This is a genomic window from Pseudomonas sp. NPDC096950, from assembly GCF_044762525.1.
GTDB lineage: Bacteria > Pseudomonadota > Gammaproteobacteria > Pseudomonadales > Pseudomonadaceae > Aquipseudomonas.
The window spans coordinates 470199-486551 of record NZ_JBIWEL010000002.1 but is presented as its reverse complement, the minus strand read 5'-3'; the positions used below and the strand labels follow the sequence as shown (position 1 = coordinate 486551).

The window sequence follows — 16353 nt, the reverse complement described above, 5'->3', positions numbered from 1 at the left end:
CGAACTTCATCACCTGCACGCCACCGACGGCAACGTCCGCCGAGCGGCGCAGCATGTTGAACATGCTGATGCGGGTGTAGCGGGCGAAACGCTCGTTGATCATTTCCAGGGTCGGCATGCGTCCGCGGACGATCCGATCCTGGCTGGTCAGGTCGTAACTTTTGACGCTGCCGGGTTCGGAAGCGGTATCGGTCTGTACCAGACCATCGTCGACGCCATGCAACAGCGCATCGATCTCATCCTGGGACAGCAGGTCCTGCACGGCCATGTCGTGTTCCTACTGCAGTACGAAATTAGTGAAAAGCAACTGTTCGATCACCACTTTGCCGAGCTCTTTTTGCGCCACTTCCTGGACGCTGGCGGTGGCCTTCTGACGCAACATTTCCTGGCCGACCGGGGTCGCGAGGGTGGCGAAATCCTGGCCCGAGAACAGCATGACGAGGTTATTGCGAATGACCGGCATGTGCACTTTCAGCGCCTCCAGGTCAGCCTGATTGCGCCCCTGCATGGTGATACTCACCTGCATGTAGCGCTGGCGGCCGTTCTGGGTGTAGTTGGCGACGAAGGCTGGCGCCATCGGCTCGAAAACTGCGGGTTGCTTGCCGGTCGGCGCGGTTTCCGCCGCCACCGCAGGTTTGCTCTGGGCGCTGTGCATGAAGTACCAGGTGGCCCCCACGGACAAACCGATCGCCAGCAGCACCGCCACCACGATCGCAATGATCAGCTTGAGTTTGCCTTTGGTTGCAGGGTCTTTAACCACTGCTGCTGCTTCGCTCTTCGCCATGCCAATAATCCGTCACTATTCAGGTTTTCACAGTCGCACGGCAAGGCAAGAGCAAGTGTTATGCCAGAAGTGTGGAAGAGGAAGTCGAGGTCTTGGAGATGATCGTTCCCACGCTCTGCGTGGGAATGCCTCAATGGACGCTCCGCGTCCGCTTCGACAGGGACGCGGAGCGTCCCAGGCTGCATTCCCACGCGGAGCGTGGGAATGATCAGGAAAAGTGGTGCCCGGGCACCACAAACCAATGTGGGAGCGGGCTTGCTCGCGAAAGCGGTGTAACAGTCGACATAAATGTTGAATGTTGAACCGCTTTCGCGAGCAAGCCCGCTCCCACAGGGTATGGCGTTTGATCAGGCGTAATAATCGACGGCACTGGAGCCGATGACGCTGGTGGTGCTGGCGGCCACTTCGGCAACGCTCGGCACAATCTCATCATCCATGGCATCAACCCGGCCACCGCTGGCACTGGTGCGACCGCCCTGCCCTTGCTGCGCCTGTTGCTCCTGCCCCTGGCCCTGCCAGCCACGGGACTGGTCGGACACGTTGACGTCGACCTGGCCCATGCCCTGCTGCGCGAACATGTCACGCAGGCGATGCATTTGCCCATCCAGTGCTTCGCGAACGCTCGGGTGAGCGCTCATGAAGGTCACTTGGGTCTGCTGGTCCGGGATCATGTTCACCCGAATATCCAGGCGTCCCAGTTCGGCCGGCTGCAACTGAATGTCGGCGGCCTTGAGGTTGGCGCTGGACAGGTACATGACCCGGTTCACCACTTCCTCGGTCCAGCCACTCTGATGCATGGCGATCGGCTGGTTCACCGGCAATGCATTGGCGGTTTTCGGCGTGGCGGCCTGGGTCAATGCCGCGAGACGACTGGCGAAATCATCGACACGGGTATCGCTGCTGGCGGACGTCAGGTCCTTGAGTCCTTCATTGAGCAAGCCACTGAAGGCCTTTTCGCCGCCCTGGCTGGTGCTGTCCTTGTCGGTTTGCACATCGAGCATGGTCGCCATGCCGGCGGCGAAGTTCTGCGCCGAGGTCAACTCGCCATCAGCGGACGCCTGTGCGGGCGTCGTTTTGGATTGAGTCTGGCTGGAGGCCGAGACATGACCGCTCTGTTCCATGGCCATGCGCAGGGCTGGCAGCGCATCGAGGGGATCGGCCTCCGGATCGAAATCCGTGTCGGTGGTCGCGGCAGCTTGCGCCGGTGCGGCAGTCACGGCAGCGGCAACCGCTGGCAACTCGACTTGTGGTTGCGCGGTCGTGACCACGGCCGGCGCCTCTGCCACTGGCGCGGGAGCCACTGGCTGAACGGCTTGCATCAGGGCAGGATCCAGCGCTGGATCGACCGGCGGCGCATCGACGGCGACCGGAGTATCAGTAGTCTGCGCATCGCTGTCACTGTCGCTGGCGCTCTTGTCGTCCGTGGAGGATGGCGCCGGTTTATCGGCGGGCAAGGATTTGCCGCTATCGGCAACTGCCGGCTTCGAAGCGGCAGACTTATCGCTGCTGACGTCCTTTTTGCCGGGGCTGTCCGGGGTCTTATCCTTGCTCGGTTTTACCGGCGCGTCAGCCACCACGGAGGGCTTGTTCTGGGCTTGATTGGCGAAGACATTGGCGAAGCTGGATGCTTTATCCCCAGGCTCAGCGGCCACCGCCGGGGTATTGGCGGGGGCGGCTTGAGGCTTGGCCTTGGCAGCGGCCTGAAGTAGCAAATTGGGGGTAACGGGCATGACGCGGTCTCCGCTGCACTGGGATCGTAGGTACAGTTGCGAGAGATAACTGCAAAGGTCGAGCCAGGCCAGCCAAAAAAGATCTAAAAGCGCCGGACGGTCGCATTGTCGGCCAGTGAGCGTTGACGCTCGGCTTCGTAGAGGGGGCGCACGATGGCGAACTCGCCGTCGATCTCCCCGACCAGTTTTTCGATGCCGGCGAGGCTTTTTTGCCGGGCGCGCTGTTCCAGCTCGTTGCACAGCTCGGCCAGGCGAATGGCGCCCATGTTGCTGCTGCTGCCTTTGAAGCTGTGGGCAGCGTTCATCAGTTGCGCAGCATCTTCAGCTTGTCGCAGGACGCGCAAACGCTCTTCGGAGTCGGCGATGAAGGTATCCAGCAAGGTTGGATACTCGTCCTCCATCACTTCCTGCAACGCGCTCAGCACGTCGCGATCCAGATGTGTGTCAGCCACTTGTTCACTCCTTGATCAAGAATTCGCGGATTATGCCAGAGCCTCCCAGTAAAACTCCACGTGCGCACTACGACCATCGTCGGACCAACTCGCCTTGCGGCTCAACTGGCGGATCAGACTGACGCCGCGCCCCGATAGACGGACGCCCTCCACGGGCCCTTGCATCACCCGCGCCACATCGAAACCCTTGCCACTGTCATCGACCCGGATGCTCAGGCGGCCACCCTCGCCTTCGGGCGTCACCTGCAAATGCAGGCGCACATAGCCGTCCTGCAATTGGTCCAGACGTGTATTGCGCTCCTGATAATAACGCGCAAAACCCGAAGCATCGCGCTTGAGGCCGGAGTCCAGGCCCAGCACGCCGTGCTCCAGGGCATTGGAATACAGCTCGGCCAGAACACTGTACAACGCGCCGCTTTGCGCCCGCAGGCCATGCACTTCCAGCAGCAATTGCAGCAGGTACGGCAGCGGATTGAAGCGCTTGAGGGTGGCGGCGCGGAATTCAAAACTCACCGACCAGTCCAGCGGGCAGGACTGGCCGCTGTCGGAATACACCAGTGCTGGCGGGTTCAGTTGTGCCGCTTCCAGCAGACTGACCTCGACCATGCTCACATCGTCCCGGGCCTCGCCACGGAAGTCGCGCAGGGCCTGCTCGATTTCTTCGAACAACGCATCGGGCTGACGATTGTCGGCAAACACGCCCTCCAACCGCTCGATGCCAAACAATTGCTCGTTGGCATCGCAGGTGTCGATCACCCCATCGGACAACACGAACACCCGATCACCGACCGCCATCGGGAACACTTCGGTGCGGTCATTAAAGGTTTGCGGGCTCAATACGCCCAACGGCAAGTGCCGCGCCTTCAGCGGCGTACGTTCGCCCGTGGTGTTGCTGTGCAGGTAACCGTCCGGCATTCCGCCGTTCCAGACTTCCACCGAACGGCGCTGAAAACTCAGGCACAGCAGCGTCGCGCAACAGAACATGTCCACCGGCAGGATGCGCTTGAGCTTGGCATTCATCTCCCGCAGCATTTCGGACAAGCCGTAGCCCTTGGCGGTCATGCCGTAGAACACTTCCGCCAGCGGCATGGCACCGACGGCGGCCGGCAAGCCATGGCCGGTGAAATCGCCGAGCAGCACGTGCATGTCGCCGGCCGGGGTAAACGCGGCCAGCAACAAATCGCCGTTGAACAGCGCGTAGGGCGATTGCAGGTAGCGGATGTTCGGCGCGTTCAGGCAGCCGGAGTGGGCAACCTTGTCGAATACCGCCTTGGCCACCCGCTGCTCGTTAAGCAAGTACTCGTGGTGCCGGGCGATCTGGTCACGCTGCTCGAGCACGGTGGCTTGCAAGCGTCGCAAGCGATCCATCGCCTTGATCTTGGCGGCGAGGATCACCTGGTTGTAGGGCTTCGCCAGAAAGTCGTCGCCGCCTGCCTCCAGGCATCGGGCCAGGGCTTCGCTTTCGGTCAGCGACGTCAGGAAGATGATCGGCACCAGGGTTTCCCCGGCTAGCGCCTTGATCTGCCGGGCCGCCTCGAAACCGTCCATTACCGGCATCATGGCGTCCATCAACACCAGTTGCGGTCGTTGCTCACGAAACGCTTCGACCGCCTCGGCACCGTTGGCCGCCGTCAGCACCTCATGGCCCTGACGCCGGACGATACTCGACAGCAGCATACGATCAGCCGCGCTGTCTTCAGCGATCAGGATCGTCAGCGGTTCGAACAACGACTGCACGGCGTTCACGCCACGTCGAAGATTTGTTCGAAGTTGGAGATCGCGAGGATCTTGCGCACGTCAGCGTTCGCGTGGGTCAACGAGATTTCGGCATTCTCGCCACCGGCGTGATCACGCAACAGCAGCAACATGCCGAGCGCGGAACTGTCGAGGTAAGTGGCGTCCTTCAGGTTGACTTCGAAGGACTCGGGTTTTGGCTGGAGATTTTCGTAGGACTCACGAAATTCCTGATGCTTGGCAAAATCGAATCGTCCCTTGATCGAAATCGTCAGCTTTTGCCCATCTTGGGAGACTTCTGTAACGACTGACATTTAACGGCTTCCTTGTCATTGGCGAACATGCGTGTACAAGGTTTAGCACTTGGCGGGGGTGGCGGCAAGGTGGGAAGCATCAGTGGTTCGCCAAAGATTTGCTGAATGTGAGGGCCCCTTCGCGAGCAGGCTCGCTCCCACATTGGATTTCTGTCACTCCGAAGATCCCTTGTGGGAGCGAGCCTGCTCGCGAAGAACGATAACGCGGTGAACCTGCTTTAATACGGATCCTGCCGCGGCAACCGTTGGGACAATTCATCCAGCAGCTTTTGCTCGCGCCGGTCTTCGAGCTTGCGCGCCTCGTCCATGTAGCGCTGCACCAGTTTGCGCAAACCTTCGACCCGGGCAAACGCCTGCTGCCAGGAGTCGCGAGCCTTGTTCAGGTTATTTTGGTGCCACACCAGGCTCTGGCGCTGCTGATCGATGGCCGTGCCCAGTTGCGCCAGGAAGCCCTGGTAGCCCAGCAACCACTGGCCGGAAACGCCACTGCTGCCGCGGATGATCCACTGTTCCTGGTAATCGAGGCGAAAGGCTTCAAGGTCGGCGAGTTTGCTTTCGGCCAGACGCACCTGGCCCTGAAAGTGCCCCAAGCGCTGGACAGCGGCTTTCTCGGCCTTCTCGGCCATTTCAACCACCGGTGCCAGGCGCCCCGCGCGACTCTGGGCCATGGCCGGTTAACCGCCAGCCGCAGGGGCGAAGATCGTGCCGAGGTAGGCTTCGCTTTCGCCCAGGCTGATGCTGTCGTTCAGGCCCTGGCGCAGGTAGCGGACCAATTGTGGCTGCAACGAAATCGCCAGGTCGGTTTCGCGATCGCCGCCGGCCACGTAGGCGCCAACGCTGATCAAGTCGCGACTCTGCTGATAACGCGACCACAACTGCTTGAAATACTGGGCACGCATCATGTGTTCCGGCGTGACCACCGACGGCATGACCCGGCTGATAGACGCTTCGATGTCGATGGCCGGGTAATGTCCTTCCTCGGCCAGACGCCGGGACAGCACGATGTGCCCGTCGAGCACCCCTCGCGCGGCGTCGGCGATCGGGTCCTGTTGATCATCACCTTCGGACAGTACGGTGTAGAACGCAGTGATCGAACCGCCGCCCTTCTCCGCATTCCCGGCCCGTTCCACCAGTTTCGGCAACTTGGCGAACACCGATGGCGGATAACCCTTGGTCGCCGGCGGCTCGCCGATGGCCAGGGCGATTTCCCGCTGGGCCTGGGCGAAACGGGTCAGGGAATCCATGAGCAACAGGACGTTCTTGCCCTTGTCGCGAAAATATTCGGCGATACGCGTGCAGTACATCGCGGCGCGCATACGCATCAGCGGCGCATCATCGGCCGGTGAGGCGACGACGACGGAACGCTTGAGCCCTTCTTCACCGAGGATGTGCTCGATGAATTCTTTAACTTCACGACCCCGCTCACCGATCAGCCCGACCACGATGATGTCGGCCTCGGTGAAGCGGGTCATCATGCCCAGCAGCACCGACTTACCGACACCGGTACCGGCGAACAGGCCGAGACGCTGGCCGCGCCCGACCGTCAACAAACCATTGATGCAGCGAATCCCCACGTCCAGCGGTTCGCTGATGGGGTGGCGCTTGAGCGGGTTGATCGTCGGGCCGTCCATCGGCACCCAGTCTTCGGCTTTCATCCCGCCCTTGCCGTCGAGTGCGCGACCGGCACCGTCGAGCACCCGGCCGAGCATGCTCATGCCCATCGGCAAGCGACCGGTATCGGCCAGCGGCACGACACGAGCGCCGGGCGCGATGCCGGCGACGCTGCCGACCGGCATCAGAAAGACTTTGCTGCCGGAGAAGCCCATGACCTCGGCTTCGACCTGCACCGGGTGATAGCTGTCATCGTTGATGACCATGCAGCGGCTGCCCATGGCGGCGCGCAAGCCTTCAGCTTCGAGGGTCAGGCCGACCATGCGCAGCAGGCGACCTTCAAGGATCGGCGCGCCTTCCAGCTCCGTGGCCTCGGCGTAGCCGCTCAGGCGCTTGGCGAAACTGGTGCGTTCAAGGCGCATCGGGGGTGTCCGGTTCCGGCGGCAGGTCGGCTTCCGGCGCGGCCGCAGGCTTTGCCTCCACCGGCAGTTCCAGGCTCAGGTCCGGCGCCGCCGGGTGCAAGGCTTGCTCATGCAGTTGATCGAACAGCTTGTCCATGATCCGGGCGACACGGGTTTCGACGGTGGCATCGATGCGGCTGTGCTCGGTTTCAACCCGGCAACCACCGGGCAACAGCGCCTCGTCCTCGACGATGCGCCAGGTTTCTTCATGGCGCTCGCGCAGGGCTTTGACCTGTTCGAAATCCTGGGGATTGATGTACAGCCGCACATTGCCCACGCCCAGCGGCAACAGCTTGAGGGCTTCGCGCATCACGCTTTCGATCTGCGTGGAGTCGATGGCCAGTTCGCGCTGGATCACCTGTTTGGTGATGTGCTGCACGAGATCCACCAGGGACTTTTCGATCTGCGAATCTTGCTCGGCGATGGGCTCGAACAAATGGCCCATCAGCTGTTCCAGGCTCGCGATCTTGGCGGTCAGGGCCACCTCGGCTTCCTGACGGACCTTGAGCGTGGAGCTGTGGAAACCTTCTTTCTCACCCGTGGCGAAGCCTTCGTTGTAGGCCTCCTGACGGATGCTTTCGAGTTCTTCAAGGGTCAGTGGCTGGACTTCTTCCAGCGGCACTTCTTCCATTTCCGGCGGTTCGGGCTCGGGTTCCGGCTCGGGCTCCGGCACATGCGGGTCGAAGCTGGGCAACGACCACACGTCGAACCCACTGACCCCGGTGCCACGGATCAGGTCAGTGTTGGACTCATCATGTTTGGACGACATAGTGACCTTAGATCATCTCTTCGCCACCCTTTCCACCGAGAACGATTTCTCCGGCTTCGGCCATACGGCGGGCAATGGTGAGGATTTCTTTCTGCGCGGTTTCCACGTCGCTGACACGCACCGGGCCTTTGGCCTCGAGGTCGTCGCGCAACAGTTCGGCCGCTCGTTTGGACATGTTCTTGAAGATCTTTTCCTTGACGCCTTCGTCCGAACCCTTGAGAGCCAGCACCAGCACGTCGGAGGACACTTCGCGCAGCAACGCCTGGATGCCACGGTCGTCGACATCGGACAGGTTGTTGAACACGAACATGAGGTCTTCGATCTGACCGGACAGGTCTTCGTCGACTTCGCGGATCGAGTCCATGAGCTGGCCTTCGATCGAGCTGTCGAGGAAGTTCATGATGTCGGCCGCACGCTTGATGCCACCCAGGGTGGTGCGCGAGGCATTCGAGTTGCCGGAGAACTGCTTCTCGAGAATCTGGTTGAGTTCTTTCAGGGCCGCTGGCTGCACGGTGTTCAACGACGAGACGCGCAGGATGATGTCCAGGCGCACCTTGTGGTCAAAGTTGCCGAGCACTTCGCCGGCCTGGTCCGGGTCGAGGTACGCCACGACGATCGCCTGGATCTGTGGGTGCTCGTAACGGATCACGTCGGCGACGGCGCGCGGCTCCATCCACTTCAGGCTGTCGAGGCCGCTGGTGTTGCCACCCAGCAGGATGCGGTCGATCAGGCCGTTGGCCTTGTCTTCGCCCAGGGCCTGGGTGAGCATTTTGCGCACGTAGTCGTCGGAGCCGACGCCCAGGCTGGTCTGATCGCCGACGATTTCGACGAACTCGCTCATCACCTGCTCGACCTGCTCGCGGTGCACGTTACCCATTTGCGCCATGGCCACGCCCACACGCTGGACCTCTTTGGGCCCCATGTGGCGCAGCACTTGGGCGGCGTCGGTCGAACCCAGGGACAGCAGCAGAATCGCGGCTTTATCGACCCGGGACAGTTTGGCGACAGCGGCTCGGTTATCACTCATCTGCGTTAATCCACTCTTTCACGACCTGGGCCACACGACCCGGATCTTCTGCCACCAAACTTTTGATTGCATTCAACTGTGCGTCATAGCCTTCGCTCGGGCTCGGCAGCAGGATGCTTTGTGGGCCGCCGAGGCTGACGCGGTCGTTGGCCAGTTCGCCGTCCAGGCCGCCCATGCCACCCAACTCGACGTCGCTGCCCAGACCGGCCAGTTGTTTGCCTTTGCCGCCACCGGTGATGTTGTTGAGCACCGGACGCAGCACACCGAACACCAGCACCAAGATGAACAACACACCCAGCACTTGCTTGACGATGTCCCAGAACCAATGCTGGGAGTAGAACGGAATATCGGCAATCACTTCGCCGCGCTCGGCGGAGAACGGCATGTTGATCACGCTGACGCTGTCGCCACGGCTTGCGTCGAAACCGACGGCGTCTTGCACCAGGCGAGTGAAGCGCGCCAATTCGTCGGCGCTCCATGGCGCACGAGTGGTTTCACCGTTGGCCGCGTTGATCTTGACCTGGTCATCCACCACCACCGACACCGACAGGCGATTCAAACGGCCCTGTTGCTGCTTGGTGTGGCTGATGGAGCGATCAAGCTCGAAGTTCTTGGTGGATTGTTGACGCTTGTCCGCCGGGTAAGGTGCAAGCATAGGCTGCCCGGTGGCCGGGTCCATGATTTGCTGACCATTGGCATCGAGCAATGGCTGGCCTGGCTGCACCATGCCGGCCGACGCAGTCGCGCCACCGGTGGTTTGCGGCGCGGAGGCTGGCGATGGCGGCTGGTTGCTCAGGGCACCCGGCACGCCTTGCGGGCCATTGCTGGCGGTGCGTTGTTCGTTGACCGACTGCTCGCTGCGCAACGCCGGTTGATCCGGGTTGAACTGCTCGGAGGTCGATTCGACGGCGCTGAAATCCACGTCGGCCGAGACTTCGGCTTTATAACGATCGTTGCCCAGGACCGGTTGCAGGATGTTGTGCACTCGCTGGGTGAGCATGCTTTCCATGCGGCGGCTGTAATCGAATTGCTTGCCGGCCATGGTCAGTTCGGAGTTCTCCGCCTGATCGGACAGCAGGTTGCCCTTCTGGTCGACGACGGTGATCTGCGATTTGCTCAGCTCTGGAACGCTGGTGGCCACCAGGTTGATGATCGCCAGTACCTGGCCAGGCTCCAGGGAGCGACCGGAATACAGTTCAACCAGGATCGACGCACTCGGCTTGCGCTCATCGCGCACGAACACCGAGCTTTTCGGAATCGCCAGGTGCACGCGGGCACCCTTGACGTTGTTCAGGCTGGAGATGGTGCGCGCCAGTTCGCCTTCGAGGCCGCGACGATAACGGGTCGCTTCCATGAACTGGCTGGTCCCCAGACCCTGGTCCTTGTCGAGGATTTCAAAACCGACGTTGCCATCGCTGGGAGTGACACCAGCGGCCGCGAGCTTGAGTCGCGCACGGGACACATCGTCGGCCTTGACCAGCAAGGCACCGGAGTTGGGTTCCACGGTGTAAGGAATGTCAGCGGCGGCCAGGGTTTCCATGACCTGCTTGGCGTCCATACCGGCAAGACTGCCGTACAGAGGCCGGTAGTCCGGCTGCTGCGACCACAACACCACGGCAAAGCCAATCGCCACGCTCGCAGCCAGGCCGACCAACAGGCCCACCTGACGCAACATGGTCATCTCGGAGAGGTTTTCCAGGAAGGACAACCCGAACAGCGGCGGTTTACCGTCTATTGGAGTGGCCTTGGCCGGAACATTATCGGCGACTGCTTCTGCCATGACTCAATCTCGTCCTTAAACCGGCATCTGCATGATGTCTTGGTAAGCCTGAACCAGCTTGTTACGCACTTGGGTCAACGCCTGGAAAGACACGCTGGCCTTCTGCGAGGAAATCATCACATCCGTCAGATCAACGCCACTCTTGCCAATTTCAAAGGCACTGGACAGCTGATTCGACGCCTGCTGGGTGTCGTTCACTTTATTGACGGCTTGACCGAGCATGTCGGCGAAGCTGCTGCCACCCAGTTCGGGAACGGCGGCAGTCGATTTCGGCGCAGACATGGCATCCATTTGCATGGAGCGCATATCCAACATCAATCGATTAAATTCAATACCTTGGCTCATGGTCTACTCTCTCTGGCGACCCGCAATTTTTTGACACTCACTCGGCGGGTACTGAGGTGTTAGCAACAAGGGTGCCAGCTCGGCGACCTTGTTTCACAAAAGCCGTCCGGACCGCGAATCACTGCAAAACCATTGTGGGAGCGAGCTTGCTCGCGAAGTGGGAGTGTCAGTCGACATTTGTGTACCTGACACATTGCCTTCGCGAGCAAGCCCGCTCCCACAGTGAGATCAAGTGGCGAACAAATAGGCTTCCACATCCATTCCGGCATCGCGCATCTGCGCCAGCTTGTAGCGCAAGGTGCGCGGGCTGATGCCCAGGCGTTCGGCGGCTTCTTTGCGCCGGCCGCGCTCGGAACGCAAGGTGTCGATGATCATCTGGAACTCATGGCGGCGCAGGTCGTCGCCCAGGGCACTGGCCGATTCGACCTCAACCTCCGCGACTCGCACAGCTGCCAATGCGGGCAAAGGCGCACAAGCGACCGGCCCCGACAGGCAGAAATCCTGCGGCTGAATCAACCCGCCCTGCTGCAGAATCAGCGCACGCTGAATGGCGTTGTCCAGTTCGCGAACATTGCCCGGCCACGGATAACTGATCAGACACGCCTGAGCCTCGGGCGACAACCTGGCCGCCGCGTGCTTCATTTTATTGACGTGTTTGGCCAACAGGCGCTCAGCCAGCGGCAGGATGTCGGCGGTGCGCTCGCGCAACGGACGCCAGGCCAGCGGAAAAACCGAGAGCCGATAATAAAGGTCTTCACGAAAACGCCCCGCCGCCACTTCACCCGCCAAGTCACGGTTGGTGGTGGCGACAACGCGGATGTCGAGGCTGATCGGTTTGCGTGCGCCAACGCGCTCGACTTCCCGCTCCTGCAACACGCGCAGCAACTTGGCCTGCAGACCCATGGGCATTTCGGAGATTTCGTCGAGCAGGATGGTCCCGCCGTCAGCCTGTTCAAACTTGCCGGCCTGGGCCGCGATGGCGCCGGTGAACGAGCCTTTCTCGTGACCGAACAACGTGGCTTCGAGCATGTTGTCCGGGATCGCCGCGCAGTTGATCGCGATGAACGGTTGGTTGGCGCGATGGGAATGCTGGTGGATGTAGCGCGCCAATACTTCCTTGCCGGTGCCGGACTCGCCGGAGATCAACACCGTGGAATCACTGCGCGCCACACGGGCGGCCAGTTCCAGCAATTGCGCACTGGCCGGCTCGAACGCAATCGGCCCTTCGCTGTCGCTGGCGCCGAGATTGCCCAAGGCATGCCGCGCCACCAGATCGAGCAAAGCCTTGGGTTCGAACGGCTTGACCAGGTAATCCGCCGCGCCCTGGCGCATCGCATCGACGGCCCGCTCCACCGCGCCGTGCGCCGTCATCAACAGCACCGGCAATTGCGGCTGACGCGCCCGCAATAATCCGAGCAACTGGTGGCCGTCCATGCCCGGCATATTGACGTCACTCACGACCAGACTGAACGCCTCGACGCCGACCGCTGCCAGCGCTTCTTCCGCTGAACCGACAGCCTTGTAATCGTGCCCGGCGAGCAGCAGCGTATCCGCCAGTGCTTCCCGTAGCGCGCGGTCATCCTCGACCAGTAGAACCTTGATTGCCATGCCCTTCACTCCGCATCCGATGCGCTGGAAAACAACGGCAGGGACACCAGCGCACAAGTGCCGCGACCGAGCCGCGAGCGCAAGTGCAATTCTCCCTGATGAGCGCGAGCCACTGCCTTGACCACGGTCAGGCCGAGGCCGGTTCCGGTGGTCTTGGTGGTAAAAAACGGTTCGCCCAGGCGCGCCAGCACCGTGTCATCGATCCCGCTGCCGCTGTCGCTGACGCACAGGCGCAGGTTGTTGCCACGGGTATAGAGGTGAACCTTGAGACGGACTGCACCGCCACTGGCCTGAATCGCATTTTCGATCAAATTCAGAATCGCCCCGACCAGGGTGTCGCGGTTGCACAGCAACTCCCCGGCGTGACTGTCGCACTGCCAGCGGATCGGCAGTTCCTGGACATGGGTCAGCGCCGCCGCTTGCAGCGACTGCATCAATTCCTTGGGGGTGACGCGATTGGTCAGCGGCAGTTCGCCGCGGGCGAACACCAGCATGTCGCGCACTTGATGTTCCAGTTCGTGCAGACGCTCTTTCAAACGACCGGCGAAGCGTTGCTGGGTGGCGACCGGCAGTTCCTGTTCAGTCAAATGACTGGCGTACAGCAGGGCGGCGGAAAGCGGTGTGCGAATCTGATGGGCCAGCGAAGCCACCATGCGCCCCAGGGACGACAGGCGTTCGTGGCGGGCCAGTTGACCTTGCAGTTGACGGGTTTCGGTCAGATCGTTGAGCAACACCAACTGACCGGGCTCGGCATCCAGCGAGCGGGTGGCAATCGACAGGCGCCGACCGTCCTTGAGGGAGATTTCGTGACCGTCGTCTTCACGGGGCGCGAAGCAGCGGGCAATCACCTGGCGCCACAGCTCGCCTTCGAGGGGCTGACCGAGCAACTCGCTGGCCGCCGGGTTGGCTTCGCGCACCATGCCCTGGGCATCGATCACGATGACGCCGCCGGGCAACAGATCAAGGAGGTTTTGCAGGCGGTTGGCCAGGCGTTCTTTTTCCGCCAGTTCCTGCATGCGCTGGGCGCTGACCACCGCCAGTTCGCCCTTGAGCTCGGTGACCCGGGCTTCGAGCATGCTGTAGGAGTCAGTCAATTGGCTCGACATCTGGTTGAACAGGGCAAACGCCTGCTCAAGACCCAGCCGGCTCGCCTGTTCTACGGACGACGGTTGCCCCGAAGCGTCAGGGACAGAAGACATCTGGGCGGCTTGGGGCATCGTGCTCTCTCGCTTGGCTGACCGTCAGTGAAACGGAACGTTGCGAGAGCTGTAGCAATACCCGTGCCTAAAAAAAACCGCCTATAAATGAAGCACTTGAAAAACAGGCGTCAATCATCCGCCTGTTCATCACCATCCCGACGACTCATGCCGTACTTGCGCATCTTCTCCACCAGGGTGGTGCGACGAATACGCAGACGTTCGGCGGCACGCGCCACGATGCCATTGGCATCATCCAGCGCCTGCTGAATCAACCCTTGCTCCAGACCACCGAGGTAGTCCTTCAAGTCCAGGCCTTCGGGCGGCAGCAGTGCATTGGCGGTGAAGTCCGGGGTATGCCCGTTGATGGCCACCCGTTCTTCCAGATCGCTGCGCAAGCTGTCGACCAGTTGCTCGTCTTCATCATCGACGTAGCGGAATTTCTTCGGCAACTCGACCACGCCGATCACCCCGTACGGATGCATGATCGCCATGCGCTCCACCAGGTTGGCCAGCTCGCGGACGTTGCCCGGCCAGCCGTGACGGCACAGGGACATGATCGCGGCCGAGTTGAAACGGATCGAACCACGCTTCTCGTGCTCCATGCGCGAGATCAACTCGTTCATCAGCAGCGGAATGTCTTCGACACGTTCGCGTAACGGAGCCATCTCGATCGGGAACACGTTCAGGCGGTAGTACAAGTCTTCGCGGAAGGCGCCGATCTCGATCATGCTTTCGAGATTCTTGTGGGTCGCCGCGATGATGCGTACGTCGGCACTCTGGGTCTTGTTGCTGCCCACGCGCTCGAAGGTGCGCTCCTGCAACACGCGCAACAACTTGACCTGCATCGGCAACGGCATGTCGCCGATTTCGTCGAGGAACAGCGTGCCGCCGTTGGCCAGTTCGAAACGCCCGGCACGACTGGTGATTGCCCCGGTGAAGGCGCCCTTCTCGTGGCCGAACAATTCGCTTTCCAGCAACTCGGCCGGGATCGCCCCGCAGTTGACCGGAACGAACGGCGCGTCACGCCGCTTGGAGTGGTAGTGCAGGTTGCGCGCGACCACTTCCTTGCCGGTGCCGGACTCGCCGAGGATCAGCACGCTGGCATCGGTGTCGGCCACTTGCTGCATCATCTGGCGCACGTGCTGGATCGCCCGGCTGGTGCCGACGAGGCTGCGGAACAGATTGGGTTCACGGTGACGACCGCGCTCGCGGGCCTGGTCGTACATCTCGCGATAGACCTGGGCACGGTGCAGGGAGTCGAGCAGCTTGCTGTAGCTGGGCGGCATTTCGAGGGTCGAAAGCACCCGGCGACGCTGGTCTTCAGGCAGGTCAACGGAAGAATTATCGCCCATTAACAAAACCGGAAGGAACTCATCCCAGGTTGAGAGTGTCTTTAACAGGCCCAAAAGCGCACCAGGAGCACTGACCGTCCCGATTAGTACGCAAATGACTTCACGACTCGATGACAAAGAGCCGACCGCCTGCTGCCAGTCATGGCTGCCGCAGGGTAAATTTTCTTCACCGAGAAAATTTAAAATCACCGCCAAATCGCGGCGACGGACGCTATCGTCATCAATCAGCAGAATTTTGGTTTCACGCCACATGCAATAGCAACTTCCCTAGTCAACTCAATGCCCGAAATGAGGGGGCAAGCTAGACGCTTGCAGACACGTTATGCCTGTAGACGCCTGAAATCTGGAACCAGCCACTAGTTAAGTCAAAAAACCGTGCACAGTCAAATTTATGGCGCACTATGTTTGGATTAACCTGGGATTAATTAACCAAACAGATGGTAAACCTTTGCAGCGTTTTGCGCTTGGTGGATCTGAGACATCTCGTCGACTATCGCTTGTCTCTCCCCCATCGCCACCTCAAGAAGCTCCTTGTAGACCCCCAGCAACTCCTCAAGATTGGCGCGCAACGCCACCTCGTCCAGCGAAGCTTCACTCAAGACATCTTCCATGCAGGAACGGCAATCAAGGTCCAATTGACCGATAGCTTCCCAGTTGCGTTCGGCCAGTGCCCCGACCAACGCTTCACGGGTTTGTTCGATTCGCTGCAATACAAGACTCATGGTGATCTCCTTAAAACTGCGGACCAGGCGCGGCGATGGCATCCCAGCCTTCTTTGACCGTGCGCAGCAAACCAGCGACTTCATCGAGAATCCGCGGGTCGCTCTTGATGTTCGCCTCGGCGAGGCGCTTCATCATGTAGGCATAGAGACGGTCGAGCTCACCGACGGTATCGGCGGCTTTTTCCAGGTCCAGGCCTTCGCGCAAGCCACCGATGATGCCGATAGCCTTGCTGATCGACGTTCCCTTGCCGGGAATGTCCTTGCGCTCCATCGCGCCTTTAGCCTGGGCAATGCGATCCAGGCCGCCTTCCATCAGCATTTGCACCAGACGGTGCGGACTGGCTTCGGACGTCTGGGCTTGCGCCCCAACCTTCTGATATTGCCGAAGGGCTAACATCGGATTCATGTTCTACCTCATTGCCACTCAATGACTCGTATGACCAGTGTATCGTCTGCGAGCCTGAA

Annotated in this window: 16 protein-coding genes and 1 pseudogene; all 17 read right to left on the bottom strand. The window is 61.0% G+C overall.

The annotated features are described in order from the left end of the window. Window positions 1-268, bottom strand: a pseudogene (locus ACIQY3_RS06640) (flagellar motor switch protein FliM); the annotation flags it as partial. A gap of 9 nt (window positions 269-277) precedes the next feature. Beyond that, on the bottom strand, window positions 278-784 hold the full coding sequence (gene fliL, locus ACIQY3_RS06635) for a flagellar basal body-associated protein FliL (RefSeq protein ID WP_403018082.1): 507 nt from the start codon (window positions 782-784) through the stop codon (window positions 278-280). Between the two features lie 347 nt (window positions 785-1131). Continuing rightward, complete coding sequence (locus ACIQY3_RS06630) at window positions 1132-2514, bottom strand: flagellar hook-length control protein FliK (RefSeq protein ID WP_403018081.1); 1383 nt, start codon at window positions 2512-2514, stop codon at window positions 1132-1134. An 83-nt stretch (window positions 2515-2597) separates the two neighbouring features. Continuing rightward, on the bottom strand, window positions 2598-2966 hold the full coding sequence (locus ACIQY3_RS06625; RefSeq protein ID WP_403018080.1) for an Hpt domain-containing protein: 369 nt from the start codon (window positions 2964-2966) through the stop codon (window positions 2598-2600). A gap of 30 nt (window positions 2967-2996) precedes the next feature. Beyond that, entirely contained in the window at window positions 2997-4703 is a 1707-nt protein-coding gene (locus ACIQY3_RS06620) for a SpoIIE family protein phosphatase (protein ID WP_403018079.1), read from the bottom strand. A 5-nt stretch (window positions 4704-4708) separates the two neighbouring features. Further along, window positions 4709-5014 carry an STAS domain-containing protein gene (locus tag ACIQY3_RS06615; RefSeq protein ID WP_054049335.1) on the bottom strand — a complete coding sequence of 102 codons (306 nt, stop codon included), beginning with the start codon at window positions 5012-5014 and terminating at the stop codon, window positions 4709-4711. 218 nt (window positions 5015-5232) lie between these two features. Next, window positions 5233-5682: a flagellar export protein FliJ gene (fliJ, locus tag ACIQY3_RS06610; protein ID WP_403018078.1), complete on the bottom strand. Its 450-nt coding sequence runs from the start codon at window positions 5680-5682 to the stop codon at window positions 5233-5235. A 6-nt stretch (window positions 5683-5688) separates the two neighbouring features. Beyond that, a complete protein-coding gene (gene fliI / locus ACIQY3_RS06605) occupies window positions 5689-7047 on the bottom strand; it encodes a flagellar protein export ATPase FliI (protein WP_403018077.1) in 1359 nt (452 codons plus the stop codon). Continuing rightward, window positions 7037-7855 carry a flagellar assembly protein FliH gene (gene fliH, locus ACIQY3_RS06600; RefSeq protein WP_403018076.1) on the bottom strand — a complete coding sequence of 273 codons (819 nt, stop codon included), beginning with the start codon at window positions 7853-7855 and terminating at the stop codon, window positions 7037-7039. Before fliH ends, fliI begins: the two co-directional genes overlap by 11 nt. Window positions 7856-7862: 7 nt before the next feature. Then, window positions 7863-8882: a flagellar motor switch protein FliG gene (gene fliG, locus ACIQY3_RS06595; protein WP_054049327.1), complete on the bottom strand. Its 1020-nt coding sequence runs from the start codon at window positions 8880-8882 to the stop codon at window positions 7863-7865. Next, a complete protein-coding gene (gene fliF, locus ACIQY3_RS06590; protein WP_403018075.1) occupies window positions 8875-10662 on the bottom strand; it encodes a flagellar basal-body MS-ring/collar protein FliF in 1788 nt (595 codons plus the stop codon). Before fliF ends, fliG begins: the two co-directional genes overlap by 8 nt. A 15-nt stretch (window positions 10663-10677) precedes the next feature. Then, the gene (gene fliE, locus ACIQY3_RS06585) at window positions 10678-11007 is read right to left on the bottom strand and encodes a flagellar hook-basal body complex protein FliE (protein WP_054049322.1); all 330 of its coding nucleotides are present in this window, start codon (window positions 11005-11007) and stop codon (window positions 10678-10680) included. 228 nt (window positions 11008-11235) lie between these two features. Beyond that, the gene (locus tag ACIQY3_RS06580; protein WP_403018074.1) at window positions 11236-12615 is read right to left on the bottom strand and encodes a sigma-54-dependent transcriptional regulator; all 1380 of its coding nucleotides are present in this window, start codon (window positions 12613-12615) and stop codon (window positions 11236-11238) included. 5 nt (window positions 12616-12620) lie between these two features. Beyond that, window positions 12621-13814, bottom strand: coding sequence for a sensor histidine kinase (locus tag ACIQY3_RS06575; protein ID WP_403018136.1), 1194 nt, complete (start codon window positions 13812-13814; stop codon window positions 12621-12623). Between the two features lie 128 nt (window positions 13815-13942). Next, window positions 13943-15418, bottom strand: coding sequence for a sigma-54 dependent transcriptional regulator (locus ACIQY3_RS06570; protein ID WP_123509133.1), 1476 nt, complete (start codon window positions 15416-15418; stop codon window positions 13943-13945). A 173-nt stretch (window positions 15419-15591) separates the two neighbouring features. Further along, a complete protein-coding gene (locus ACIQY3_RS06565) occupies window positions 15592-15888 on the bottom strand; it encodes a hypothetical protein (protein ID WP_054049314.1) in 297 nt (98 codons plus the stop codon). A gap of 10 nt (window positions 15889-15898) precedes the next feature. Next, a complete protein-coding gene (fliS, locus tag ACIQY3_RS06560) occupies window positions 15899-16294 on the bottom strand; it encodes a flagellar export chaperone FliS (RefSeq protein ID WP_054049312.1) in 396 nt (131 codons plus the stop codon). Between the last annotated feature and the right edge of the window lie 59 nt (window positions 16295-16353).

Bases quoted from the DNA above. Each gene is read 5' to 3' on its own strand.
- fliJ (WP_403018078.1), bottom strand. From the start codon at position 5,682: ATGGCCCAGAGTCGCGCGGGGCGCCTGGCACCGGTGGTTGAAATGGCC.
- ACIQY3_RS06630 (WP_403018081.1), bottom strand. From the start codon at position 2,514: ATGCCCGTTACCCCCAATTTGCTACTTCAGGCCGCTGCCAAGGCCAAG.
- ACIQY3_RS06570 (WP_123509133.1), bottom strand. From the start codon at position 15,418: ATGTGGCGTGAAACCAAAATTCTGCTGATTGATGACGATAGCGTCCGT.
- fliG (WP_054049327.1), bottom strand. From the start codon at position 8,882: ATGAGTGATAACCGAGCCGCTGTCGCCAAACTGTCCCGGGTCGATAAA.
- fliE (WP_054049322.1), bottom strand. From the start codon at position 11,007: ATGAGCCAAGGTATTGAATTTAATCGATTGATGTTGGATATGCGCTCC.
- ACIQY3_RS06565 (WP_054049314.1), bottom strand. From the start codon at position 15,888: ATGAGTCTTGTATTGCAGCGAATCGAACAAACCCGTGAAGCGTTGGTC.
- fliL (WP_403018082.1), bottom strand. From the start codon at position 784: ATGGCGAAGAGCGAAGCAGCAGCAGTGGTTAAAGACCCTGCAACCAAA.
- ACIQY3_RS06615 (WP_054049335.1), bottom strand. From the start codon at position 5,014: ATGTCAGTCGTTACAGAAGTCTCCCAAGATGGGCAAAAGCTGACGATT.
- fliI (WP_403018077.1), bottom strand. From the start codon at position 7,047: ATGCGCCTTGAACGCACCAGTTTCGCCAAGCGCCTGAGCGGCTACGCC.
- ACIQY3_RS06580 (WP_403018074.1), bottom strand. From the start codon at position 12,615: ATGGCAATCAAGGTTCTACTGGTCGAGGATGACCGCGCGCTACGGGAA.
- fliF (WP_403018075.1), bottom strand. From the start codon at position 10,662: ATGGCAGAAGCAGTCGCCGATAATGTTCCGGCCAAGGCCACTCCAATA.
- fliS (WP_054049312.1), bottom strand. From the start codon at position 16,294: ATGAATCCGATGTTAGCCCTTCGGCAATATCAGAAGGTTGGGGCGCAA.
- ACIQY3_RS06575 (WP_403018136.1), bottom strand. From the start codon at position 13,814: ATGTCTTCTGTCCCTGACGCTTCGGGGCAACCGTCGTCCGTAGAACAG.
- fliH (WP_403018076.1), bottom strand. From the start codon at position 7,855: ATGTCGTCCAAACATGATGAGTCCAACACTGACCTGATCCGTGGCACC.